Annotated in this window: 28 protein-coding genes and 2 pseudogenes; 24 read left to right on the top strand and 6 right to left on the bottom strand. The window is 45.5% G+C overall.

The genetic code is table 11. The features are described 5' to 3' along the window. Positions 1-226: 226 nt before the first annotated feature. A complete protein-coding gene (locus DXD12_RS06245; protein ID WP_118637961.1) occupies positions 227-1987 on the bottom strand; it encodes a diguanylate cyclase in 1761 nt (586 codons plus the stop codon). 324 nt (positions 1988-2311) lie between these two features. Here DXD12_RS06245 and DXD12_RS06250 point away from each other — a divergent pair, with 324 nt between their 5' ends. Continuing rightward, the gene (locus tag DXD12_RS06250; protein WP_347561369.1) at positions 2312-2575 is read left to right on the top strand and encodes a hypothetical protein; all 264 of its coding nucleotides are present in this window, start codon (positions 2312-2314) and stop codon (positions 2573-2575) included. A 12-nt stretch (positions 2576-2587) separates the two neighbouring features. Further along, positions 2588-2902, top strand: coding sequence for a hypothetical protein (locus tag DXD12_RS06255; RefSeq protein WP_333489793.1), 315 nt, complete (start codon positions 2588-2590; stop codon positions 2900-2902). 412 nt (positions 2903-3314) lie between these two features. Here DXD12_RS06255 and DXD12_RS06260 read toward each other — a convergent pair whose 3' ends face one another. Further along, positions 3315-3653, bottom strand: a complete 339-nt coding sequence (locus tag DXD12_RS06260; RefSeq protein ID WP_107000743.1) for a helix-turn-helix domain-containing protein — start codon at positions 3651-3653, stop codon at positions 3315-3317. A gap of 119 nt (positions 3654-3772) precedes the next feature. On the opposite strand from DXD12_RS06260, the gene DXD12_RS06265 reads away from it, so the two are divergent. From DXD12_RS06265 to DXD12_RS06270, 3 genes are all read left to right on the top strand, one after another. Next, positions 3773-4168, top strand: coding sequence for a pyridoxamine 5'-phosphate oxidase family protein (locus tag DXD12_RS06265; protein WP_107000742.1), 396 nt, complete (start codon positions 3773-3775; stop codon positions 4166-4168). A 142-nt stretch (positions 4169-4310) separates the two neighbouring features. Beyond that, positions 4311-4421, top strand: a complete 111-nt coding sequence (locus tag DXD12_RS15605; protein ID WP_147353120.1) for a DUF2200 domain-containing protein — start codon at positions 4311-4313, stop codon at positions 4419-4421. 83 nt (positions 4422-4504) lie between these two features. Continuing rightward, positions 4505-5098, top strand: a complete 594-nt coding sequence (locus tag DXD12_RS06270; protein ID WP_118522255.1) for a sugar O-acetyltransferase — start codon at positions 4505-4507, stop codon at positions 5096-5098. Positions 5099-5224: 126 nt separating this feature from the next. On the opposite strand, the gene DXD12_RS06275 is transcribed toward DXD12_RS06270, so the two are convergent. The 4 genes from DXD12_RS06275 to DXD12_RS06290 all read right to left on the bottom strand — a co-directional run bounded on the left by DXD12_RS06275 (position 5225) and on the right by DXD12_RS06290 (position 7734). Next, positions 5225-6247, bottom strand: a complete 1023-nt coding sequence (locus tag DXD12_RS06275) for an AraC family transcriptional regulator (protein ID WP_118637798.1) — start codon at positions 6245-6247, stop codon at positions 5225-5227. Beyond that, positions 6244-6630 (bottom strand): metalloregulator ArsR/SmtB family transcription factor, encoded by a 387-nt coding sequence (locus DXD12_RS06280; protein ID WP_107000740.1) that lies wholly within the window; start codon positions 6628-6630, stop codon positions 6244-6246. The genes DXD12_RS06275 and DXD12_RS06280 overlap by 4 nt, the downstream gene beginning before the upstream one ends. Positions 6631-6683: 53 nt before the next feature. Further along, on the bottom strand, positions 6684-7046 hold the full coding sequence (locus DXD12_RS06285) for a CGGC domain-containing protein (protein ID WP_107000739.1): 363 nt from the start codon (positions 7044-7046) through the stop codon (positions 6684-6686). Between the two features lie 244 nt (positions 7047-7290). Then, positions 7291-7734 carry an Rrf2 family transcriptional regulator gene (locus DXD12_RS06290; protein WP_117796831.1) on the bottom strand — a complete coding sequence of 148 codons (444 nt, stop codon included), beginning with the start codon at positions 7732-7734 and terminating at the stop codon, positions 7291-7293. Between the two features lie 127 nt (positions 7735-7861). Here DXD12_RS06290 and DXD12_RS06295 point away from each other — a divergent pair, with 127 nt between their 5' ends. The 19 genes and pseudogenes from DXD12_RS06295 to DXD12_RS06400 all read left to right on the top strand — a co-directional run bounded on the left by DXD12_RS06295 (position 7862) and on the right by DXD12_RS06400 (position 23100). Beyond that, positions 7862-8818: an NAD-dependent protein deacetylase gene (locus tag DXD12_RS06295; RefSeq protein WP_181986262.1), complete on the top strand. Its 957-nt coding sequence runs from the start codon at positions 7862-7864 to the stop codon at positions 8816-8818. A gap of 60 nt (positions 8819-8878) precedes the next feature. Beyond that, entirely contained in the window at positions 8879-9715 is an 837-nt protein-coding gene (locus DXD12_RS06300) for an NAD-dependent protein deacetylase, SIR2 family (RefSeq protein ID WP_118637800.1), read from the top strand. Further along, positions 9706-9813: pseudogene (locus tag DXD12_RS06305) on the top strand (DNA-3-methyladenine glycosylase I); the annotation flags it as partial. The gene DXD12_RS06300 and the pseudogene DXD12_RS06305, both read left to right, overlap by 10 nt. A gap of 247 nt (positions 9814-10060) precedes the next feature. Beyond that, the gene (locus DXD12_RS06310; RefSeq protein ID WP_107000734.1) at positions 10061-10279 is read left to right on the top strand and encodes a cation transporter; all 219 of its coding nucleotides are present in this window, start codon (positions 10061-10063) and stop codon (positions 10277-10279) included. 98 nt (positions 10280-10377) lie between these two features. Further along, on the top strand, positions 10378-12378 hold the full coding sequence (locus DXD12_RS06315) for a heavy metal translocating P-type ATPase (protein ID WP_118637802.1): 2001 nt from the start codon (positions 10378-10380) through the stop codon (positions 12376-12378). Positions 12379-12694: 316 nt separating this feature from the next. After that, positions 12695-12832 (top strand): annotated as a pseudogene (locus DXD12_RS15610) (LysR family transcriptional regulator); the annotation flags it as partial. Positions 12833-12954: 122 nt separating this feature from the next. After that, complete coding sequence (locus DXD12_RS06330; RefSeq protein ID WP_107000731.1) at positions 12955-13425, top strand: flavodoxin; 471 nt, start codon at positions 12955-12957, stop codon at positions 13423-13425. A 194-nt stretch (positions 13426-13619) separates the two neighbouring features. After that, positions 13620-14249 (top strand): TetR/AcrR family transcriptional regulator, encoded by a 630-nt coding sequence (locus tag DXD12_RS06340; protein ID WP_118637806.1) that lies wholly within the window; start codon positions 13620-13622, stop codon positions 14247-14249. Beyond that, positions 14246-14440, top strand: a complete 195-nt coding sequence (locus DXD12_RS06345; protein WP_118522201.1) for a cysteine-rich KTR domain-containing protein — start codon at positions 14246-14248, stop codon at positions 14438-14440. Before DXD12_RS06340 ends, DXD12_RS06345 begins: the two co-directional genes overlap by 4 nt. A 167-nt stretch (positions 14441-14607) precedes the next feature. Further along, complete coding sequence (locus tag DXD12_RS06350; protein ID WP_118637808.1) at positions 14608-15114, top strand: hypothetical protein; 507 nt, start codon at positions 14608-14610, stop codon at positions 15112-15114. Positions 15115-15135: 21 nt separating this feature from the next. Continuing rightward, entirely contained in the window at positions 15136-15264 is a 129-nt protein-coding gene (locus tag DXD12_RS15620) for a PF20097 family protein (RefSeq protein WP_243023744.1), read from the top strand. Between the two features lie 208 nt (positions 15265-15472). Beyond that, on the top strand, positions 15473-16099 hold the full coding sequence (locus tag DXD12_RS06360) for an N-acetyltransferase (protein WP_118637810.1): 627 nt from the start codon (positions 15473-15475) through the stop codon (positions 16097-16099). Positions 16100-16149: 50 nt separating this feature from the next. Continuing rightward, positions 16150-16554 carry a hypothetical protein gene (locus DXD12_RS06365; protein WP_118637812.1) on the top strand — a complete coding sequence of 135 codons (405 nt, stop codon included), beginning with the start codon at positions 16150-16152 and terminating at the stop codon, positions 16552-16554. Positions 16555-16902: 348 nt separating this feature from the next. Further along, entirely contained in the window at positions 16903-17649 is a 747-nt protein-coding gene (locus DXD12_RS06370) for a YoaP domain-containing protein (protein ID WP_118471486.1), read from the top strand. Positions 17650-17963: 314 nt separating this feature from the next. Next, positions 17964-19148: an AI-2E family transporter gene (locus DXD12_RS06380; protein ID WP_118637814.1), complete on the top strand. Its 1185-nt coding sequence runs from the start codon at positions 17964-17966 to the stop codon at positions 19146-19148. A 3-nt stretch (positions 19149-19151) separates the two neighbouring features. Next, positions 19152-19424 carry a hypothetical protein gene (locus tag DXD12_RS15625; protein ID WP_243022403.1) on the top strand — a complete coding sequence of 91 codons (273 nt, stop codon included), beginning with the start codon at positions 19152-19154 and terminating at the stop codon, positions 19422-19424. 312 nt (positions 19425-19736) lie between these two features. Beyond that, on the top strand, positions 19737-20276 hold the full coding sequence (locus DXD12_RS06390; protein ID WP_118469243.1) for a histidine phosphatase family protein: 540 nt from the start codon (positions 19737-19739) through the stop codon (positions 20274-20276). Positions 20277-20385: 109 nt separating this feature from the next. Continuing rightward, the gene (locus tag DXD12_RS06395; RefSeq protein WP_118471480.1) at positions 20386-21168 is read left to right on the top strand and encodes an IclR family transcriptional regulator; all 783 of its coding nucleotides are present in this window, start codon (positions 20386-20388) and stop codon (positions 21166-21168) included. 243 nt (positions 21169-21411) lie between these two features. Beyond that, positions 21412-23100, top strand: a complete 1689-nt coding sequence (locus tag DXD12_RS06400) for a nitrilase-related carbon-nitrogen hydrolase (protein ID WP_118637816.1) — start codon at positions 21412-21414, stop codon at positions 23098-23100. The last annotated feature ends 4 nt before the right edge of the window (positions 23101-23104 follow it).

The raw sequence follows: 23104 nt of genomic DNA on the forward strand, positions 1-23104 counted from the left end.
GGTGTCATCCTCTAAGTTATCATGGGTTTTGAAGAAGCATTTTATGGGAAAAAGAATCTGGATCCAAAGATGCGGTCATTGCTTAATTCACTGGCGAAAACAGATCATACCTTGGCAAATAAAATAGAAGCTCCATATGCGATTTTAAGAAAAAATCCTGTTCAATATATGAATATGAGCAGGATTTTTCTATTTACAACGATATTTTTTACAATATTTCCTTCGATTATCCGGAAAATTTTTCACTGTAATGACTTTTCATATCCTCCCAGTCCATGAACAATACATAAAATACTTTGCCATATTGCTGGCTCTCAACAATTCTCCCATGGTCAAGCACAGACAGATACGATCCATCCGCTCTTCGTAAATGAAAGTGGATATAGTCATTTCCATTGCCATTATCAATCTGTTTCCAAATGCTTGCTTCTATCTTCTTCTTCTCATCTTCCCGTATCAGGTTGCTGAAACTTTTCTTTGTAAGTCTGAATAGTTCATCCATATCTTTATATCCGGCCATATGAAGAAACTCCTGATTTGCATAAAAGAGTTCATCATCTTCTTTGTCTGCTCTGTATATGATAAATGCTCCTGGAAGGTGCTCGGAGATATCCCTAAATGCAAATCCCAGTTGTTTACGAACCCTTAATTCAAGTCCTTCCCTATAAGCCATGCAGCCATTTTTTCCATGAAGTTTTATTTCGTAAAGGGCTGCATCTGCACAGCGCATAAGCTGTGAACGGTTAGACGCAAATGTCGGATATTCCGAATATCCAAGAGAAATATAAAATGGATATTCTTTTCCCTTATATGAAAATGTCTTTGGAGCCATAGTGAATTGCTGTAGCTTCTCTTTTACATCCTCGTAGGAATAATTTTTTAAAAGAATACAGAACTCATCTCCACCATTTCTTCCTAGTAACGCATCAGACGGGAAAAAAGCTTTCATACTGTCTGCCAGACTCCTTAATGCTTTGTCTCCGTAAACATGTCCATAGATATCATTAATAAATTTAAAATCATCAATATCAAGAAGTACAGCCACAAATTTCGCTTTCGGATTTTTATTAATCATCTTTTCTGCCAGTTCATCGAATCCATAGCGATTGTAAATACCTGTAAGAGAATCTGTGTGTGCCAGTATTTGAAATTTGTTTTTATTTTCTTTTGATACCAGCCACATCCGGGTAAGAGTTACCAAAAGCATGGTAATCGCAATAAAGAAAACACTGATTACTGCTATTAATGTATTGTTTCCCCAGCCATTTTCAGGCATTACTTCAAACTTCCAGTTCTCCGTTCCTATCGTAAAGTCATAGGAAACAGGATTCGTTAATTGACGATCTGACTGATAAATAATTTTATAATTATCACTCCATGGATTATCCGTTTTGGAAAGACTATATTCATATCCAAATTTCGAAAGCGCACTTGTCGCATCTGAAAAAATATCCGGAACACGAAGGATAACAATGGTAAATCCCCAAAAATATTCCTGCCCGTTTTCATCTTTCAGATAAATAGGATTGCGGACAGCAATTCCATATCCACCCTGTTTCAATTCAAAAGGTCCCTGTGTAACGATTGTATGATGATCTCTTGCATATATGGAAATTTCACCACGTTCTTTATCATGAATCAGATCAATCTTACCTGCCTCATTTCCATCGGCCGGATAAATATCCGTTACAATACCAGCCGGAGCAAGCTGTACGCTTTCAACAGAATCCGACATAATATTTTTTGCAATTGTGTCAAATTGATTGATTTCTCCAGTTCCGCTGATCAAAAGCTGTTTCAGAACATCTGTAATCTCTATTCCATTTATAATCTCATTCTCTATACGTTCTCCATAGGTTGTTGCATTTAATTGTGCTGTTGTGCGGCTCTGCTCTTTTTCATGAGTATCTGTGTTGTATACGACTAAACTAACAAGGCATATGCCCATTAAAAAAACGAGAAGAGGCACAAGTGTCTTTTTTTTCACCTGATTCACCTCGTTTTATCTCAGTCGAGAAGACTCCCACCTCTTCAGGTGGTGAGTAATAGCAAATTTGTCTCAGTGGGAGTTGGGTCTCTGACTAATGTTTTTATAATTAAGCATTATATCACGGAAGTAAAAAAATTGAATAAATTTTGCCCAAAAAGTTATAGAACGTTTTTACATTGTACTGATAACGTTTTCCTTGCGTACAATGGAAAAGAGAAGTAGTGCTCCTAAACAAATAAAAAAAGTACAGTTTGATTGTTGGATTGCTTGTTTTTATGGCATCTTTTCTTTTGGAATTCAACATGGCGGTTACGCTTCTTTATGGACAGCCGACTGAACAAAAATGGCGGAACGCTTATTTTCACTACGCATTATCCGGAACTGCTGGATGAATATGACCGAAATGACGGAATTTGTATTGTAAGAAACCGTAATGGCATTACAGCAGAAAATTTGAGCCATATATTGAAATGTAATGATATTAAAAAGAGTGATGCCTATCAGAGCGGTTTCCTTGAGGGAACAACGCCAGCATATGAAGCGTATATGCGCTTGAAGAAAAGCCTGGCTGCTTCAATCAATTAAGGAGGCAGCAGAATGGAATTAGCAAAATATAAGGCGTGTATATGTGAAGGATCTGCCGAAGAAGCTATTATCGACATACTGGTTGATAATGATCTTCTGATTTTCAAAAGAGAAGAAATGTTGGAAGAATGTGTTATCCGTTGCAGAAGTGCTAAACGATTCGAGGAGCGATACTTACGGAAAGGATTTGATGAGCAGATTTCTGTGATACGGATTTTGGATTCTCGCAGAGAGGAATTTCGATTGAGTAAAGCATATGATCAGTTTAAGCGTTCTGGAAAAAAACAAGCGAATTTTGTAAAACAAATCTTCGGATGCATGATGTGAAGTCGTATGATTTTGTGAAGCAGTATTTCAGTAACCCACAGCTCTTGGTGAAAGCCATAAAAGAGTATCGCAGAACAGCAAATATCCCCAAAGGAGAATACAGCTTGTCTGATTTGCTGAGATGAGCTTTGCTTTTTTAATACATTGGCCGTGACTCAAATGGTCACCAGGAGATAAACGGGTACCAGTTTACAGAAAACAGAATAGAATCGTCTTCGATGCCTCGTTGGGAAACCAACGAGGTATTTTTTTTGCCCCAATCCGACTGCATAGGACACTAAAAAAGTCAAAACGAACCGTAGGTAGTCCTGCAAGGACAACCAAAGCGCGCCTACGAGGCCAACGCGAAAACGGATGTTCCTTGAAAACTGAATAGCTTATATGCTACCCATATTCGTAGGAGAATATTTCATCATTCTTTATCGTTTAAATATTGAATATACTCGTTTCCCCATATTTCCAACTCCTTCAGTACTTTCCTGAATTTTTCTCCAATATCACTTAATTTGTATTCTACTTTTGGTGGAATCTGCTGATATTCTATGCGTTCAATCAAGCCTTCTTCTTCCAACTTTTTCAGCTGTCTTGATAGCGTTGTATGTGTCATTTCTTCTGGCATTTTTCTTTGTAATTCATTAAACCGGATGGGGCCATCTGTTAACAAATACATAATATACATAGACCATTTACCTGTTAAAACTTTTTGCGAAGTCACATACGGGCAAAGCCCAAATAGATTTTTCTTTTCCATATATACATTCCTTTCTGATACCAGTATCGTAAAATATCGTACTTGTTTGTTTTCTCCTATGATATATAATTATACGCATAAAAAATAAAAATACAATTTGTTTTCAGGAGGATTTTGAAATGAATGACGTAGTAAAATATTTGCAGGAATGCGGAACTTTTTATCTTGCCACGGTAGAAGGAGACCAGCCACATGTACGCCCATTTGGTGCTGTATGTGAATTTGAAGGAAAACTTTATATTGTAACGAATAATAAAAAAGATGTTTACAATCAGATGAAAGTAAATGGAAAAGTTGAAATGTGTGGAATGAACAAAGGTACTTGGATTCGTGTGAAAGGTGCAGTAAAAGAAGATACTCGCCGTGAAGCTCGTGTAGCCATGATGGAAGCAAATAAAAATGCTCTCCAGTCTATGTATACGGTTGATGACAATTTGATGACGGTATTCGTTTTTGAAAGTGGCATCGCAACTATTTATTCATTCACAGAAGAACCGAAGGTTATCAATCTGTAAAATTTTGAGTAATGTACATTACGGTTTGTCAGACTGGAAATTCCCCGGCTGATGTTTGGCGCTGTGGGCGGCGGCACACATTCTTTATTATCCGGAAGAGTGGTATACGCTGCACATAGACGCACCTGAGGGAGGGACGAAAATGGAAACTGAAAAAGTATATGCCATGCCATTTGCAAAAATATATCCCATGCTGGTGGATGAGCTGGCTAAGGGCAAAGTGATGGAGAAGATCAAGCGGACAAACAAATGAGGGAGGGGAAAGCAGCCTATTACACACCGACAGAGAATGTGGTATAATCCTTGAGGAAACATTGTATGGAAAGGACAAACACGATGAACGCTCTGGATATTATGAAACGCCTTGCCGCCTACGTAAGCGGCTATGAAAACACCCCCACGGAGGAACAGAACCGTGCAAAGCAACTGTGCTGGGAGTACAACCGCACCGCTCCCAACGAACAGGAAAAGCGGCGCAGCATCCTGCAGACCTTGCTGGGCACCTGTTCTCCCATGACCGGCATTCAACCGGATTTCCACTGTGACTATGGCTTCAACATCCATACCCACGGCTTGGCGGTCATCAACTATAACTGTGTCATTCTGGATACCTCTCCGGTAAACATCGGAGCAGGTGTCTTTATTGCCCCCGGCGTATGCCTTGCCTGCTCCGGTCATGCCATCGACCCGGAGCAGCGCAGCCACGGCATTGGAACTTCAGCACCTATTACGCTGGAGGAAAACGTCTGGATCGGTGCAAATTCCACCGTCTGCGGCGGCGTTACCATCGGGGCAGGCTCGGTTATCGGGGCGGGAAGCGTCGTCACCCATGACATTCCCGCCGGTGTCATCGCAGTAGGGGTGCCCTGCAAGGTGATCCGCCCCATTACCGAAAAAGATAAGTTCAAGCCGGAGGATATTCTGTTCTGAGAAATTCAGATCGGAAACGCTGAAAAAACATACGCACAAGCTCTCCGGGGACATTTTTGTTTTTCGCCATGCTTTTCTGCGGGGAGAAGGCATGTTATACTGGGAATGACAATTCGGGATTTTTCATTACAGTGTTTTGCTAAAGGAATCCAATGGAGCTATACCCTGGATTTTTCTGTATTCTCTGGGTGACATTTTGACGATAGACTGAAAAGCGCTTGAAAACTTTCCCTGGGTTTGGTAGCCTACTTGGGAAGCAATATCCGCGATAGTGTCATTTGTTTCCCGTAATAATTTCATAGCCTGACGCACTCGAAATTCCTTCATATAGGTGGCGATAGGCTGACCGTAGACTGCCTTGAATATCTCCTTTAGAGTGGAGGTATTTATCAAATACTGTTTGGAAAGTTCTGCAATCGTAAATCGTTGCTCCAAGTGCTCTGTCAACTGTTGATGAATTTCTTTTATCAATTCGGTTTGCTGGGAAAAGTATTGAGTCAATTCTTTATGCTCCGATTTCATGTTGCTCAAATAAATCAAAATTTCCAGCACCTTCAATTTCAAGAGGGAAATTCGAACGGACACAGGAGCAGAAAAGAGTGGGGCAAAAATATGCTCTAAATCGGAACAAGACGGGATTGCGGATGGCTTTCCGGAGCAAAATCGATTCTGTAACTGGTCTGCTTCCACACCGGCATTCTTTAAAGCTTCCGGGCAAATGGAAGAGAGCTGTTTCAGATCCACGGAAATGGAAATTCCCTCTGAATATCCTAGGGGAAACATCATGGCGGAATCCGCGCAGCAGGCCATACTGTGTGCTGTCACATCACCTGTACCTAAATAGACGGCAGTACCGCCGTGCATATTCCAACCCACGCGACCACTGCGACAATAGTAAATTTCTAAAACAGAATCCGAAGCATCATGCCGAAACTTGACCTCTGAAGCAAGAAAAACATTGAAGGATACCTCTATTCCAGGAAAAGTTTCATATGCCTCCATACACCCTTTTCCAGCGGTAACCGCTCGAAACTGTTCTCCAAAGAGTGTAGTACCCGTTCCACCAGCCCGGCAATGCTTCAAGGCGAGGGTGCCGTTTGGGATCTTTTGAAGTTTTTGAGCGATAACTTTGGATTCTTCTTTTTTCATGGCGTTCCTTTTTGTTTTTCTACTTGCGACGGACAGGCGATTTTTACAAGCCACTCAATCATGTGGTGGAAATTTCGGGCCTGCTCGGTATCAGCTGCTTTATAATAGACCTCTTTTCCGTCCCGGCGGTTAACGATCAGACCCGCTGATTTCAACTGCTTGAGATGGTGAGAAACTGCAGGACTGCTCATATTTACCATGGCTGAAAGATTGATAACACATTCCTCACAGTGGCAAAGCAACCAAAAAATGCGAATACGGCTGCCATCTCCCAGCTGCTTGAAAATATCAGCTACGGTTTGAAAGTTTTCTACGCTGGGCATATATTCCAGTTCATGCTCGATAGTTTGTCCGTGGTCGTGGGGTAAGTGGTTCTGAATCATTTAGCACTCCTCCTTGAAGTCTATCTTATCATAGACCGGAGAGAAAAGAAACTTTACTTTTGAGATGTTTCTGGTTCAGGGCCAGCGTCATGGGTGTAATCCAAGATACGGACACCATCGCCTACCTCTTTCTGCACCAGCTCTCGCATACGCTTAGCAAAAGGACAGGGGTAACCAATGGGAGTCCCTTTGCTGATGCAAGAAGCAAAAGCAATGGTGTCAGCGCCCTGTTCTACCAGAGAACGGGCCCGCAGCACCGCTTTTTTTCCGGGGCAGCCGCCGCAGTTGATGAAGCCCACTAACTGAATATCATCCTCTCCCATAAAAGCGCCTTTTCTCTCTCGGATTGTCCGAAAATCCCGGCTTCCGGGGCAGTAATCCTCTGTCTGCATACAACGAATAATGCCAAGTTTCATATTAGTTTCCTCCTTAATTTAGGGCCTGCCATTCAGATTTGGCCGGTCCATTGTCTATTATTATGTAACCAGATTTTCCAACAGCTGGATGGAAATGTCCTCGTAGTAGCGATCCTCTTTAATCATTCACAAAATACGGGGTATAGGTCTCTCCGGTTCTCAGTATAGCTCCGCAAGGAGGTTCTGTATTTCCCGTTCAGAAGAATTTTTCTCCCAAATGGAAGAGTTTCTGAAAATCAATCCGTCATAAACGCTGCAAGAGCGTCCCTTCTAACTTCATGTGATATTGTTCCAGTACATCTTTCAGTGTAATTTCTTGCATTCTTTGTTCCGCTTTTTTTTGAATGTCCAAGTAAAAATCCCGCAGCACCAGTTGAATGTTCACGCCCACGCCACAAGCGGGGTTGGTGTGGATGTCCTGATGGAGCAGGGGCTTGTTGCCCTCTACTGCTCGATAGACATCCAGTAGAGTGATTTTCTCCGGCTCACGAGCCAGAGCAGGTCGGGGATGTCCCTTCACGCTGATCAGCAGTCCACCTTTCCGCAGGGCGGACATGAGCTGGCGCACATAGGCAGGATTTGTCTGAATGCTCTCTGCCAGCTTGTTACTGGTCAGATCGCAGTCTGGGTACAGAGCGATAAAAGCTAGAATATGAACAGCATCGCTAAGGCGGGTTGGATATTTCATGGCCTGATCTCCTTTTTTGTTTTGATGTTATTTTTATTATAACAGCATATTGACAGTGACGCAAGGGGATGCTAAAATAATTTGAAGTAAGAATAAAAATAACACCCACTTGAAAGGAATGGTGACAATGAACTTCTATGATGATCTGGTCATGCAGACCCAGATGAATTATTCCAGACACTATCATATCTATGCTTCCGGCAGTACGCCTTATCAGCTGACTGACAAAAAGCCGCTGCCGTATAGCGAACAGATCCATCGTTTGGTACAGGAGGTAAAGGAAGCTGATTGTGTGGTAGTGGGCGGGGCCTCCGGCCTGTCCGCTGCCGGTGGCGGAGATTTTTACTACGAGGACAACGACTCCTATCGCAAATACTTCCGACCTTTTGCCGAGAAATACCACTTCAAAGGTGCTTTTGCAGGGATGATGCACCCCTGGAAGACAAGGGAAGAGTATTGGGGGTATCTCGCCACCTTCCTTCACACCACCCAGACCGCACCTGTGCGTCATCCCTATCTGGATCTGGACGCTTTGCTGAAAGGCAAGGACTTCTTCATCCTCACCACTAACCAGGATACCCAGTTTGTCAAACTCTACCCGGAGGAGAAGGTGGCGGAGGTCCAGGGGGATCACCGCTTCCTCCAGTGTGCCGCCTGTTGTACCGATGACACTTGGGATGCGGTAAAGCCGGTGGCTGATATGGTAGCCGCTATGGGGGATGGCACGAAGATTCCTACGGATCTCATTCCCCGGTGCCCCCACTGCGGCGGTGAGGCATTCCCCTGGGTGCGAGGATATGGGAATTTTCTGCAAGGAAAGAAATACGAAGAACAGTACGAAAAAATTTCTCGCTATGTGCTGGAACACAAAGACAGCAAAATTCTGTTTCTGGAACTGGGCGTTGGCCGAATGACTCCCATGTTTATTCAGGAGCCTTTCTGGAACCTGACCCTCAGCTTTCCCCATGCCCGGTATATTGCTGTCAACAACAAGTATGACTTCCTGCCCAAACAGTTGGAGGACAAGGGCATGACCATTGTGGCCGACATTGCTCAAGTGCTACGGGATGCACGAAAACTCTAGCTGCCCTCCGGCAGGTGCGATCCATCGCAGCAACCATAAAATAGAAAGGAGCGAACGAATATGATTGATTGGAACCCTATTGCGGAAAAATTCAGAGAAGCGGACGCTATCCTGATCGGGGCCAGTAACGGCCTGTCCATCACCGAAGGATTGCATTTGTTTGCAGATAATGCAGCCTTTGATGAATTGTTTGGAGATTTCAAACAAAAATACGGCTTACATTGTATTTTGCAGGGAATGATGGCCGGATGGCCCAGCGAGGAGAAAAAATGGGCCTTCTGGGCCCGGCTCATCCATCATTACTGCGGGCAATACCAGCCTACGCCGGTGATGAACGATTTGAAGGGCATTGTGGGAGAGAAGGATTACTTTGTCGTCACATCAAACGGAGAAGGTCACTTTGAACGGTGTGGTTTCGATCCGACGAAAATCTATGAGATTGAGGGCAACTGGTTTACGATGCAGTGTGCCCGCCCCTGCCACGACACCCTCTATTCAAGTTTAGAGGTGGCCGAAAAATTATCGGCTGCCGAACAGGGCGGCCATGTGCCTACAGAGTTGGTGCCGCGTTGTCCCAAGTGCGGAGGTCCCATGGACATCCACATGGGCGCGGGTCAGAGAATGATTCCGGATACCGCTGCCCAGGCACGGTTCCAAAACTTTCTGAAAACCTACCACGGAAAGAAACTGGTGGTTCTAGAGCTGGGCATTGGCTGGCGCAATCAGCTGATCAAGGCCCCGATGATGCGCCTGGTGGCCGGCGAGCCAAACGCCACTTATGTGACCATCAATCTGGGGGAGATCTACATTGCGGACAATATCAAAGAGAAGTCCTTCGGACTGGACGGGCGGCTGGATGAGCTGCTGCCTGCTCTCCGGGAGGCGTGCGAGGCATGAAGTTTGTGGGGACCATAATCATCTATGCCTATTTGCAGGCGGTGGGAGCTATCAACTCTCATGAATCAATTTGCTTTCTGAATCCTTTGCAGCAGTAGAAAATGCAGAAAATAAAACGCCGGGAAGTTGACTCAAATTGTCAATGCCTCCCGGCTTTTTACCGGGTACTGGAATGTGCCGATAAAAGCTGCATTTTGCCCAAACAGAAGAACCCTTTTCCCGAATAGCAGGATATGGGTTCAAAGCGTTGACGAGGACGGTTTTCCTGCGTATGATGAAGATACAATTAAACGATGATTTAATTGTTCTGACAACAGGAACAAATTAAGAGAGGAGATTTTCAAAATGAAAAAGACTTACAAAATCGATGTGGATTGCGCTAACTGCGCCAACCTGATGGAAGATGCCGCCCGCAAGACCAGCGGCGTACAGAGTGCTACGGTGAACTTTATGACCCTCAAGATGAACGTGGAGTTCGAGGAAGATCAGGATCCCAAGGCTGTTATGCAGGAGGTTCGCAAAGCCTGCAAGAAGGTGGAACCCGACTGCGAGATATTTCTGTAAGCCAGCGAAACGAAATGCCCTGTCGAGCGGCAGCTTGCAGGGCATTTTTTCTCTTAGATAAATAAACGAATAAGCAATTGTGAAAGGGGTAAAACGAAATGCAGGAGTATATCATCAACGGTCTGCTGATCGTGGTGGCTCTGCTGGCCGTGATCCTTCAGATCATCGGCATGCGGCCCTCCGCCGGTATGACCAAAAAACAAAAAGTGATGTTGTGGCGGATTCTGACTGCTACGGTTCTACTGTTAATTTTGCAGGTCCTGGGCGCAGGCGCATTTGAAGTGTTTGGCTCGGCAGGCCGCTGGGTACGTCTGGCTGTGTTCCTGGTGGATTATCTGGTTATTGGCTACGACATTCTGAAAAAAGCCGGAAAAGGTATCCGTAACGGTCAGGTGTTCGATGAGCACTTTCTGATGGCGGTGGCTACGCTGGGGGCTCTGGCACTGGCTGTATATGAAAACGGCGACTATCTGGAGGCCATTGCGGTGATGCTGTTCTACCAGGTGGGCGAATGGTTCCAGTCCTACGCTGTGGGCAAGAGCCGCCGGAACATCAGTGATCTGATGGACATCCGTCCTGATTATGCCAATATCGAACGGGAGGGAAAACTGGAACAGGTAGACCCGGACGAAGTGGGTATCGGCACCATTATTGTGGTACAGCCCGGTGAGAAAGTTCCTATTGACGGTACCGTAGTGCAGGGAGAATCCACTTTGAACACTGCCGCTCTCACTGGTGAAAGTTTGCCCCGTGAGGTCAAGACTGGCGATGAGATCATCTCCGGTTGTATCAACATGACAGGTTTGCTCCATATTCAGACAACCAAGGAATTTGGCGAGTCCACTGTCTCCAAGATTCTGGATCTGGTGGAGAACGCCTCCTCCCGGAAGTCTAAGTCGGAGGACTTCATTTCCCGCTTTGCCAAGATCTACACTCCTGCGGTGTGCTATGCCGCGCTGGCGCTGTCTGTATTGCCGCCGCTGGTACGGATGTTTGCCATGGGGCTGGATGCAGGCTGGGAGACCTGGATCTATCGTGCGCTGACCTTCCTCGTTGCCAGTTGCCCCTGCGCTTTGGTCATTTCCATTCCTTTGTCCTTCTTTGCAGGAATTGGCGGAGCCAGTAAGGCGGGCGTTCTGGTGAAGGGGTCCAACTATCTGGAGACCCTGTCACAGGCTAAGATCGTGGTCTTTGACAAGACCGGTACTCTGACCCAGGGCGTGTTCGAGGTCAACGCCATCCACCACAACGAGATGGACGAACGCAAGCTGGTGGAGTACGCGGCCCTGGCAGAGAGCGCTTCCAGTCATCCCATCAGCAAGAGCTTACAGAAAGCCTATGGCATGGAAATTGACCGCAGCCGTGTAACCAATATTCAGGAGCTCAGCGGCAACGGTGTCATCGCCACAGTGGATGATCATCAGGTCGCGGCTGGAAACGACAAGCTCATGAATCGTCTGGGGGTCCAGGCTATTCCGTGCCACAGCGTAGGCACCATTATTCACATGGCGATTGACGGGAAATATGCCGGGCACATTGTTATTTCCGATATCGTGAAGCCTCACTCCAAGGAAGCCATTCAGACATTAAAGTCGGCTGGGGTTCGCAAGACTGTGATGCTTACTGGTGACGCCAAGAAGGTGGCTGATAGTGTAGCCTCCGCACTGGGGCTGGATGAGGTTTACAGTGAACTGCTTCCCGCCGACAAGGTGGAGAAAGTGGAGCAGTTGATTCAGAACAAGCCGGAGAAAGAAAAACTGGCTTTTGTGGGAGATGGCATCAACGATGCCCCGGTGCTTCGCCGGGCAGACATCGGCATTGCTATGGGCGCTATGGGTTCTGACGCTGCCATTGAAGCTGCGGATGTAGTACTGATGGATGACGATCCAATGCAAATTTCCAAAGCAATCAAAATCTCACGCAAGTGCCTTGGCATCGTCTATCAGAACATCGTGGTGGCCATCGGCGTAAAACTGGTCTGCCTCGTGCTGGTCGCTCTGGGCTTCGCCAATATGTGGCTGGCCGTGTTTGCGGATGTGGGCGTGATGATTATAGCCGTCCTCAACGCTATCCGGGCACTGTTTGTGAAAAATCTTTAAAGTTCAGAAATAAACAAAAACAAAAGGGGGGACCCTTCCCGCATGAAGGCTTTATTTTAAATTGGTCCCTCAGAAGCATGTGTCAGTGAAGTTGCAGACAAACTGAATAGGTCAGAGTCCGCTGTTTCTCACCATATCCGTATTTTACGCATGAAAGGTTTGGTTCGCTGGCGCAGGAGTGGAAAGGCTATTTACTATGTTCTAAAACGCTTATTTTCACTACGCATTATCTGGAACTGCTGGATGAATATGACCGAAATGACGGAATTTGTATTGTAAGAAATCGTAATGGCATTACAGCATAAAATTTGAGCTATGCGGTAAATTTGCGGCAGTAGAGACCTTGGCAAGGATATGTAAAACGTATAAAGAAAAATACCCACTGATTCAGATTGAACTTCATACCGCAACAGCAGATACGGTTTATGAGATGATGAAAAAAGGACTTGTAGATAGAATTCAATATAAGCATTAGACATAATAAAATAATGGGTATAAAATAGATGTATAAGAGAAATTCAAATCTTATACATCTATTTTTATACAAGAAATTTGCAAAGAAAGGGGCTTTTTATTATGAGTAAAAAATTAGTGGCATTTTTCAGTGCAAGCGGAACAACAAAAAAAGTAGCAGAGATGATTGCAGAGGAAGCAAAAGCTGATTTATTTGAGATTGAGCCAAAAGTTCCATATACAAAGGCTGATCTTGACTGGATGGATAAAAAATCTCGGAGCAGTGTGGAAATGAGTGATAAGAAATACAGACCGGAGATTATGAAGAAAGAGATAGATATGAGCTCTTATGATGAAATCCTTCTGGGATTCCCTATCTGGTGGTATGTAGCTCCAACAATTATCAATACATTTTTGGAAGCCTATGATTTCAGCGGTAAAAAGATCGTTCTTTTTGCAACATCCGGTGGAAGTGGATTCGGTAATACTGTAAAAGAATTGCAGCCATCCGCACCAGAGGCTGTTATCACAGAAGGCAGTCTGTTAAACCGCGGAACAAAACAGAAAGTCAGTGAGTGGGTAAATTCTTTATAAACAGCAGTGTTATGGAAGTATACAGAATATGGAAAAAATGGTACAGACAGCAGGAAGAAATGCGCTTGGCGAATTTGCGCCGGAGTTTGCACATTTTAACGAAAGGGCATAATTTTTTCATTCGTTCTTGACAAGTAACCATTCGGTAACTATAATGTAGTTACCGAATGGTTACTTTGATAAAGGAGATAATTATGGCAGAGGGTACAAAGGAACGGATTTTGAGAACAGCACTGGAACTGTTTGCGCAGAACGGCTATCTGGGGACATCTATGAATGATATTGCAGGGCAGTTGGGAATTACGAAAGCTGCTTTATATAAGCACTATGCCAGCAAACAGGAAATCTTAGATAAGATCGTGGAGCGAATGAACAAGATGGACTATGAGCGCGCTGAGGCGTATGAAATGCCGGAAACGGAACCAGACGGCTTTGCGGAAGCATATCTGCATACACCAATTCAAAAAATTCGCACATACAGCCTTGCCCAGTTTGACCATTGGACAAAGGAGCCGTTTTCCTCCAATTTCCGTAAAATGCTGACGCTGGAGCAATACCGTGATTCCAAGCTTGCACAGCTTCACCACGACTATCTGGCGGGCGGTCCTCTGGAGTATATGGCGGCCATCTTCCGCAAATTGGCAGATTCTGATGAGGAGGCTATGCAGCTGGCGTTGGAATTCTATGGGCCAATGTATCTTCTATACAGTGTCTACGACGGTGCGGAGGAAAAAGAATCGGTTTCGTCCTTGCTGGCGACACATATTGATCGCTTTATTGCCAAGGTTGAGTCTGATTACAGAAAGAAGGGGAGAACAACATGAAAGATGGCGAAGAAGAAAAACGCTGGGTTTTATGCCCGTGGTGCGGTTCCAAGACGCGTTTGCAGATATTGCGGGAAACGGAATTAGTAACTTTTCCTCTATTTTGTCCTAAATGCAGGCATGAGAGTATTATCAATGCAAAAAATTTTATCATTGAAACCAAACAGCCAGACGCTAAGACGCAGTGCTGATCGCAAAGCCGATCATGCGCTGCGTCCTTTTTGTCATAAAAACTTCGTTCTATGACAAAAAACGCTCCGCGGGATGCGCACTTGCGCGAAGAAGAAACATGTCGCAAGCGACTGAGCGAGGCGCCCGAATGTGCCAAGGCACATTCTTTTTCAAAAGGAGGACTACTATGGATGCGATTATTTACACCACCAACACTGGAAGTACCGAGCAGTATGCCAAGCTGCTGGCACAGAAAACTGGACTTCCGACATATTCCCTTGCAGAAGCGAAGAAACGGGACTTTGTCGGAGCTGAAGCTATCTATCTTGGCTGGATCATGGCCGGTTCGGTTAAGGGCTATGCCGAGGCTGCGAAGAACTATCGGGTGTGCGCCGTCTGCGGCGTCGGTATGGGACAAACCGGAACACAGACAGAAAGCGTGCGGAAAAAGTCAGCGATTCCAGCCAACATTCCGCTGTTCACACTCCAAGGAAATTTTGATATCAAAAAGCTCCACGGCATTTACCGCCCAATGATGAAAATTATGGTCAAAACGGCGGGCAAGAGTCTTGCAAAAAAGAAAGACCGCACGCCGGAGGAGAACGATATGCTGGATATGATGCTTCACAGTGGCGAGCGGGTCAAGGCGGAAAATCTAAGTGCTGTTCTCGACTGGTACAGCACGCAGCAATAAGAATACGAGGAGGGAATGATAATGATGTGTCCGAAATGCGGAAAAGAAATGAGAAAAGGCTATCTGTTCAGCAGCAAGGACGGTGCGTTAAGTTTTGCAAGCGAAGTGCCGAAAATCGTGACGATGGAGATTACGCGGATCATTCTCTAAAGGGAAAAGGCGGCGTATTTTGACGGCAAAAATACAGTATCGGCGTTTGCAATGCAGCAGCATGCTGAACTGGCGTCATGCCCGGTGGCGAGCATTGGTTCCATATCGGGGAACAGATGCAGTTTCTGAATCATTGGATCAGAGAATGTAGCTTGAAAAATATCTGCTGACCATACAAAATTTTTGATAAGAGAGAAGGAGAAAAGTTATGTCAGAAAAGAATATTATCATTCGTTTGGAAACGAAAGACGATTACAGAGCTGTCGAAAACCTGACCCGCGAGTCATTCTGGAATGTTTATCGACCCGGCTGTATGGAGCACTATGTGCTGCACTGTTATCGGGTTGACCCGGCATTTGTGCCGGAGCTGGACTTCGTGATGGAGCTGAACGGCGAGCTGATCGGGCAGGTCATCTATGTGCGGTCGGAGATCGACTGTGACGATGGGCGAACCCTACCGATCATGACCTTCGGTCCCATCAGCATAGCACCCGCATACAAGCGGCAAGGCTATGGAAAGCAGCTGCTCGACTATTCCATGGAAAAAGCGAAGAAAATGGGTGCGGGTGCGCTTGCCATTACCGGCAATATTGACTTTTACGGCAAGTCGGGCTTTGTTCCGGCCAAAACCAAGGGTGTGCGCTATGCCGACGATCCGGAGGCAGATTACTTCCTCATCAAGGAGCTGACGCCCAGCTTTTTAGACGGCATCTCCGGCACATACAAAGATCCCGATGGGTATTTTATCTGTGAGAAAGACCCGGAAGGGTTTGAACAGTTTGAAGCCACTTTCCCGGCAAAAGAAAAGCAGAAGCTGCCGGGACGGCTGTTTTGAGCAGGAAAAATAGGTGGTGTAAAAATCATGGCATCCAGTAAAGAGTACTGATGGATTGCTATGGTGATGCTCCCTTGGAAAACGTCGGCTATGCTGTCATCGACCTGGACGGTGATGGGATTGAGGAACTGGTGATCGGTACAACGGAACGCTTTACAGACGAATTTTATGGAAAGTTGATTCTCGCGCTGTACACACGGGATGGAGAAGACACGAAGCACACAGTGTTTCAAAGCATTGCCCGTGACCGTTATTACTACGCCGGAGAGAATAAATTTGCCAATCTCGGTTCCAGTGGCGCAGGTGACAGTGTGGACATCACAGTGCAGTATGCAGGTGGTACTCTGACCGATATAGGAATTGTCACAGATCCCGCCGATTATGTCCAGATGGAGCTAACACCCATGAGGGAGTGGATACAGACGATTGGTTTGCCGGGTTGCCCGGATGTCTGATAAGGGAAAAGATGAACAGGCTCCATTTGCAGAAAAACTTTCGTTGGCGGATGAGGCTTATTAAAAACTGTTGACCGGCGAAGCGGAGACACTGCTTTCTTCAGCCGTTATCAATGATACAGAGCGGTTTTGGGCAAATTCTCCGGTAGAGCCAATAGAGGCTATAACTTCCGGTTAGTAGACCAAAAACAGAAAGAATCTCTCAAAGCAAGGATTTTTCTTAATGAAAGCAGTCACGAAATTTTTGCGCGTGTCTCTTGACAAGTAACCATTCGGTAACTATAATAGAGTTACCGAATGGTTACTTTGATAAACGAGATAATTATGGCAGGGGGTACAAAGAAACGGATGAACTATATTCGGATCACAAAAGACAATATTGACAAGGAACATATCTGCTGCGCCATGTCCGGTAAGCAGAGTGTTGTAAAAAAGGAATGGCTGCGGCAGCGCTTTGATGATGGACTTGTTTTCTATCGCAGTGAGGAACGCGGTAAATGCTTTATTGAATACATTCCGGCTGAAAACGCCTGGGTGCCGATTGCGGCAGATGGTTATCTTTACATTAACTGTCTATGGGTATCCGGCTCCATGAAGGGACACGGATACTCAAATGATCTGCTGGAGGCGTGTATCTGTGATGCCAGGGTGCAGGGAAAGAAAGGTATTTGCATTTTGTGCGCGGAGGGCCGAAAGCGGGAATTCCTCGCTGACCCGAAATTCCTTACTTATAAGGGTTTCCGTGTGGCAGACATATCCGACTGCGGGATCAATCTTATGTATCTTTCCATTGAATCGGGGGCACAACCGCCGTATTTCAAGGAATGTGCGAAACATCCGGTGATTGAAGAAGCAGGTTTTGTTCTTTATTACACCGATCAATGCCCATATACCTATTATTGGGTACCAAAGGTGCAGGAGGCGGCAAAGGAACATGGTATCCCGTTCAATGCCATCCACATCACTGACAAAGAATCAGCACAGAATGTACCTGCACCGGTCACGACTTATGCACTGTTTCGGGACGGTCAGTTTCTGACACAGAGTATCCAGTCAGATAAAAAATTCCTGGCGCTGGCAGGTTTACAAAATTGATTTTACTCCGCTATTTTTGTGTCGCTTTTGAGTCGCAACATAAACGCTCCGCAAGGATGCGAAGCATCGTCACGCTTCTGTTTGTCGAACTTTACGGAGATATTGGTGCGATCACCCCAAAGGGTGTTGCGAAGGATACCCCTGAACGCTTTGCGTTGTTCAGTGCTCCGTTTATTCGCCTCTGGATTTGGGTCCTGACACCGTTGTAATACACAATAAAGCTATCGCGCGATTCACAAGGAGTGAGTATAAAGCCCTGCAAAAGTGCTTTCGGATTTAAAAAAGGGATTCCGATACTGACAGAAAGGAAAAACATGGAGAAAAAATTGCAAAATCTAACCTCTAACAAAAATGAAACACCCGCACCGCAGGGAGGCAAATGGCCGGACGAGACGATCATTCGCTATATCATCCGTGCTTTTTTGCTGCTTATTGTATTCGCATGGGCGCTGGTAAACCTTGACGCTGTTTTGTGTTTTCTCGGCAAGGTGCTTGCACTGTTCACTCCGTTTCTGATCGGCGGCGCGATTGCTTTTTTGATCAACGTAGTTCTTCGGCCAATGGAATGCTGCTGGAACAAGGCGTGCCGCAAAGCTCCTGCAAAGCTGACCCGCCCCGTGTGCCTGACAGCAAGCACCGTGCTTATCCTTGGAATTCTATTTGCTGTGGTATTTATGATGCTCCCCAGCTTGCGGGAATCCGGCGATGAGTTTATCCAAAACATTCCGATCTATGTGGAGGAAATCGGGCGGTGGTGGGCTGACGTTGTCCAGTTTGCTGCAAAATATAACATTGTCCTGCCCGAATATGTCATAGACTCTGACCTGTTGATTGAGAAGGTCACCGTCTTGATCAGTGACGAGAAAAGCGGGATTCTCACCGTGACATGGGGCGCGGCAACCTCTGTCCTGTCGGTTTTTGTAGATGTTCTCTTGGGGCTTGTTTTTGCACTTTATTTGCTTGCGAAGAAGGAGGTCGTCGCGGCACATTTGAAAAAACTCATTGAGACAGTCCTTCCGCAAAAGACGGCACAGCGGCTTCTTAGTATTGCCGCGCTGACCAATCAGACCTTCACAAATTTTGTCAGCGGCCAGCTTACCGAAGCGGTTATCATCGGTGTTCTGTGCTTCTTTGGAATGCTGATTCTTGGGATTCCGTATGCCGGTGCTGTCTCCGCGTTTGTGGCCGTCACTGCGCTGATGCCGATTTTTGGCGCATGGATTGGCGGCGGCTTTGGTGCGTTTTTGATTCTGCTGGCAGAACCTGGCAAGGCTCTGTGGTTCATTCTCTTTCTGATCGTTTTGCAGCAGGTGGAGGGCAATCTGATTTATCCCAAGGTGGTCGGCAAGTCCGTCGGACTTCCTGGACTGCTTGTGCTGATGGCTGTTACGATTGGCGGCGAAGCATTCGGCATCTTAGGGATGCTGTTCAGCGTTCCCGTCTGCGCCGTGCTGTTCAGCCTTTATCTGGAGTTCATGAAGAAAGCAAGCACCCTTTAAGTTGTGGTCTATTCAACAAAGACCACGGCAATTATCGAGCATATTATTTACGATGAGATGGATGACCATTACGGCGCAGAGCTGGAATATCCCTGGAATGACTGGAAAGCTGTGCTGAGGCGCAACGACAATAATAAATGGTATGGTGTGGTTCTGAAAGTATCTGCTGATAAGTTGGGGGAGTCGGAAGCAGCCGGCATTGATCTAGGGCTGCCGTTCGAGGAAAAACGAAGGGTTTTCGAGGGAGGCAAGTCAAATGGAAGACGTTCGACTTGAATTATTCATTAGTTCTTGATAAGTAACCATTCGGTAATCATAGCGTAGTTATCGAATGGTTACTTTAATGAAGAAAATAATTATGGCAGAAGGCACAAAGAAACGGATTTTGAGAACAGTACTGGAACTGTTTGCGCATACGTGCCCAGTAAAGGATAGAGTTGTATCTTAACCTGAGTATAGTTATAATACAATTATGACAGCTGCTTTCCCAGGATTATCAATGACGAAAATGATGTATGACGATGATAGGCAGCAGGGAATTTCCTGGGTATAAAAAAGCTTGCGAAGCTAATGAGAAGGGATGACATCATGGGACATTTTTATTTTGTAAGACACGGACAGACTGTGTGGAATGTGGAGAATAAAATCTGCGGAGCAACAGACAGTCCGTTGACGGAGCATGGACGGCAGCAGGCGGCTGAAACCGGGAAAAATATTGTAGAAAGCGGAATCAAGGCAGATGAAATTCTCTATTCACCCCTTAGCCGTGCAGCAGATACAGCAAAAATTATTTCTGAAATGAGCGGGATTCCCTGTAGGGAAGAACCAAGACTCATAGAGCAGAACTTTGGAAAATGGGAGTCTACGCCGAGAGACGGCAAAGAGTTTAAGATGGCGAAAGCGTCATTTGCCTGCCGATATGAAGGGGGAGAATCCATGCTGCAGCTTGCGCAGCGTATCTATAATCTGCTGGATGAGATAAAACAGGAGTCTGACCATAAGACATACATTCTGGTGGCACACAATGGAATTTCAAGGATGATTCAGTCGTATTTTACGGATATGACCAATGAAGAATTTGCATCCTTTGGTGTAAAAAACTGCCAGGTGGTGCGGTATGACTTCTAATCTGGAGCGAGGTGGGCAGTAAAGCTTACCGGGAAGCAGCGGGAGAGTAAAAATCACGTAACTGTGAAGGTACTGAACAGTTACAAAATCACAAACTTAAGGAGGAGAGATGAATCCAAATAAAAAGGAGGATGCGAGCTACCTGCAGACGGTTGGCCGTGCCCTAACTATTTTAGAAATGTTCAGACAGCAGAATACACTGTCTCTGCCGTCGATTGCCAGGGAGCTGGGGGTGGGAAAAACCATCGCCTATCGATTGGTACATACTTTGACCGAAGAGGGATTCTTAATACAGGATCCTTTTACGAAACAGTACTCTTTGGGAGAGCAGGTGCTGATATTGGGATTTTGTGCGGTGCATAGGCTGGATGTTAAACGAATTGCTCACGATTTTCTTTGGAATTTCCATGAGCGCACCAAGATCAGCACTTATCTTACTATTCCGTGTGGGAATCAGAGTTTGTGTGTGGATCGTGTGGTTTCAGATAATACTGGGCGTTTGAGTTCAGTGTTTGTGGGGGGAGTATACCCGTTGTTTCGTGGGGCAAGCAATCGAGTATTACTGGCATTTGCTTCGCCTCAATTTCAAAGCAACTATCTCAATAGCTTAGAGTTGGCAGAAGAGGAGAAGACTCAGCTGAAGGAGGATTTGAAAGCTGCTCGAGCTCGTGGATATGATATTACTCATAACAGGCTGACAGAGGGACTGTTTGCCGTCGGATTTCCTATCTATAACTCAGCTAACCAGCTAGTGGCTGGTCTGAGTGTAGGGGGAGTATATGATTTGGAACGACCAGACGCTGTGGAGAAATATATTCAGCAGGGGCGTCAACTGGCTGTTGAGATCAATAATCAAATGGGCTCAAACTATTACAGTAGAATATCTGATTGATTTGTTGAGATGCAAAGAAGAATGATAATATGAGAAATTCGGACAGAAGAAATACTCTTTTGTCTGGGTTTCTTTTTTTATTGCTAAAAATATTGACATAAAATTAATCTGTTAGAAAATGATGTAATATATTGACAAGACTCTGACAAGATGCTAATATAAAAACATAATTCCTATCTAAGTAATGCTGTTTCTATAATAGGAACCTCAAACAAATGAACGATAGAAAGGAGCGTGAGAATCATGAAATACAAAGGTGCAGCAATCCAATATGACTGCCATTTTATGGATAAAGAGAAAAACTTGGCTGCTCTGACGAACTTGGTGCGTCAGGCAGCAGCTCAAGGGGCGAAGCTCATTGTCCTGCCAGAAATGTGTGCGACTGGATACTATTTTGATAGCATGGAACAGGCGGCCGAGATGGCAGAGCCCATAGCAAATGGGCAAACGGTACGATTATTGGAGAATTTAGCAAAGGAGTTAGATTGCTATTTGGTTGCAGGACTTCCTGAGTCGGATGGAGAGAGGTTGTACAATTCAGCGGTTCTTATAGGACCGGAGGGGCTGATTGGCCGACATCGGAAAATGCACCATTATGTTCCTGATAGTACATGGGCTAAAACGGGAGATGAACCGGTAAAGGTGTTTAATACTCCTATTGGAAATATAGGCATACAGATTTGTATGGATCTAAGTTATCCGGAAGGACCTAGGTTAAGCAGGCTTATGGGAGCACAGGTTTTGTGTTCGCCTATGAACTGGAACGAGCCATCTATCCCTTCATCTATCTGGCTGACACGTGCTAAGGAAAACGGTATGTATGTGATTGCTTCTAATCGACACGGAAATGAAAAAGGATTCGATTTCTGCGGCGGAAGCGGGATTATTGATCCAGAGGGCAGAGTAGTGGCGTGTCATCCTTATGGAGATGGAATTGCTATGGCTGAGATTGATTTAGAGATGAAGCCGGATCGAAGCGAGATTCCTTTACGCCGCCCGAAGCTCTACCGTGAACTTCAGTTACAGCGTTATCCATGGTATCAGAGCCAGTATTACCAAGCATATGCTACGGAGCCATTGCTTGAGGGAAAGCAATTTTCAACGGCGGTATGCAGCATGAAACCGGAGAATCGGGAAGAAGGGTTTATGGCTGTAAAGCAGGCTATCAGTCAAGCTGGGAAGCAAGGAGAGCGCTTGCTGGTTCTGCCAGAACTGGTGCTTGGAGGTGTACCTGATGACTTGCAGCAAGCACAGTGCGTGGCCATTCGAGAGGATGATCCGGTGTGGAAAGAACTATCTTCTCTAGTCATGGAGAATCATGTGGATGTGATTCTGGGCTTTGTATTAGAAGAAAACGGGAAGCTATGGAATGCAGCAGCATGCTTGTGCGAGGATGGTTCTCGACATTACTATCGGAAGAGTCATCTGACTGAGAGGGAAGCACAGTGGGCGGAAGCAGGAGACCGTGCCGGACTGGTCCTTGATCGCCCTTATGGCAGAATCGGTGTACTGTTAGGCAACGAAATTTTTATTACGGAAGTACCTCGATTGCTGGCCAATAGCGGATGCGATATTTTAGCTGTTCCAGCGGTGGAAAATCCGTCGTGCCCTCCTGGTATTCCAGAGGTTCAACAGGAGGTGGAACATTATCATCTTGCTAGGGTAAGGGCTAATGAAAATAGTACATACGCAGTCTTTGCGGCTCAAAAAGGAGTGAGCGGCATATTTGGTCCAGATATGTTCCTAGTACCGCGGAATGAAGTGGTGCTCAACGAGAGCGGATTTGCAGATATGACAATGGATACTCGATTTATATTGTCAGATGAAAGTGGATGTCCAGCGATAAACCTGGTTCGAGAAAAGCCAATGCTTGGAACCAGACATACTACATGGTATGACAAGTTGATAGAAGAAACGGATTGTGTGCTTTAAAAGA

Source organism: Clostridium sp. TF11-13AC (assembly GCF_003481065.1).
In the GTDB taxonomy this organism is placed as follows: domain Bacteria; phylum Bacillota; class Clostridia; order Lachnospirales; family Lachnospiraceae; genus Otoolea; species Otoolea fessa.

Coding starts and splice junctions, on each gene's coding strand:
- DXD12_RS06250 (WP_347561369.1), top strand. CDS start 2,312: ATGGACAGCCGACTGAACAAAAATGGCGGAACGCTTATTTTCACTACG.
- DXD12_RS06255 (WP_333489793.1), top strand. CDS start 2,588: ATGGAATTAGCAAAATATAAGGCGTGTATATGTGAAGGATCTGCCGAA.
- DXD12_RS06260 (WP_107000743.1), bottom strand. CDS start 3,653: ATGGAAAAGAAAAATCTATTTGGGCTTTGCCCGTATGTGACTTCGCAA.
- DXD12_RS06265 (WP_107000742.1), top strand. CDS start 3,773: ATGAATGACGTAGTAAAATATTTGCAGGAATGCGGAACTTTTTATCTT.
- DXD12_RS15605 (WP_147353120.1), top strand. CDS start 4,311: ATGGAAACTGAAAAAGTATATGCCATGCCATTTGCAAAAATATATCCC.
- DXD12_RS06270 (WP_118522255.1), top strand. CDS start 4,505: ATGAACGCTCTGGATATTATGAAACGCCTTGCCGCCTACGTAAGCGGC.
- DXD12_RS06275 (WP_118637798.1), bottom strand. CDS start 6,247: ATGAAAAAAGAAGAATCCAAAGTTATCGCTCAAAAACTTCAAAAGATC.
- DXD12_RS06280 (WP_107000740.1), bottom strand. CDS start 6,630: ATGATTCAGAACCACTTACCCCACGACCACGGACAAACTATCGAGCAT.
- DXD12_RS06285 (WP_107000739.1), bottom strand. CDS start 7,046: ATGAAACTTGGCATTATTCGTTGTATGCAGACAGAGGATTACTGCCCC.
- DXD12_RS06290 (WP_117796831.1), bottom strand. CDS start 7,734: ATGAAATATCCAACCCGCCTTAGCGATGCTGTTCATATTCTAGCTTTT.
- DXD12_RS06295 (WP_181986262.1), top strand. CDS start 7,862: ATGAACTTCTATGATGATCTGGTCATGCAGACCCAGATGAATTATTCC.
- DXD12_RS06300 (WP_118637800.1), top strand. CDS start 8,879: ATGATTGATTGGAACCCTATTGCGGAAAAATTCAGAGAAGCGGACGCT.
- DXD12_RS06310 (WP_107000734.1), top strand. CDS start 10,061: ATGAAAAAGACTTACAAAATCGATGTGGATTGCGCTAACTGCGCCAAC.
- DXD12_RS06315 (WP_118637802.1), top strand. CDS start 10,378: ATGCAGGAGTATATCATCAACGGTCTGCTGATCGTGGTGGCTCTGCTG.
- DXD12_RS06330 (WP_107000731.1), top strand. CDS start 12,955: ATGAGTAAAAAATTAGTGGCATTTTTCAGTGCAAGCGGAACAACAAAA.
- DXD12_RS06340 (WP_118637806.1), top strand. CDS start 13,620: ATGGCAGAGGGTACAAAGGAACGGATTTTGAGAACAGCACTGGAACTG.
- DXD12_RS06345 (WP_118522201.1), top strand. CDS start 14,246: ATGAAAGATGGCGAAGAAGAAAAACGCTGGGTTTTATGCCCGTGGTGC.
- DXD12_RS06350 (WP_118637808.1), top strand. CDS start 14,608: ATGGATGCGATTATTTACACCACCAACACTGGAAGTACCGAGCAGTAT.
- DXD12_RS15620 (WP_243023744.1), top strand. CDS start 15,136: ATGATGTGTCCGAAATGCGGAAAAGAAATGAGAAAAGGCTATCTGTTC.
- DXD12_RS06360 (WP_118637810.1), top strand. CDS start 15,473: ATGTCAGAAAAGAATATTATCATTCGTTTGGAAACGAAAGACGATTAC.
- DXD12_RS06365 (WP_118637812.1), top strand. CDS start 16,150: ATGGATTGCTATGGTGATGCTCCCTTGGAAAACGTCGGCTATGCTGTC.
- DXD12_RS06370 (WP_118471486.1), top strand. CDS start 16,903: ATGAACTATATTCGGATCACAAAAGACAATATTGACAAGGAACATATC.
- DXD12_RS06380 (WP_118637814.1), top strand. CDS start 17,964: ATGGAGAAAAAATTGCAAAATCTAACCTCTAACAAAAATGAAACACCC.
- DXD12_RS06390 (WP_118469243.1), top strand. CDS start 19,737: ATGGGACATTTTTATTTTGTAAGACACGGACAGACTGTGTGGAATGTG.
- DXD12_RS06395 (WP_118471480.1), top strand. CDS start 20,386: ATGAATCCAAATAAAAAGGAGGATGCGAGCTACCTGCAGACGGTTGGC.
- DXD12_RS06400 (WP_118637816.1), top strand. CDS start 21,412: ATGAAATACAAAGGTGCAGCAATCCAATATGACTGCCATTTTATGGAT.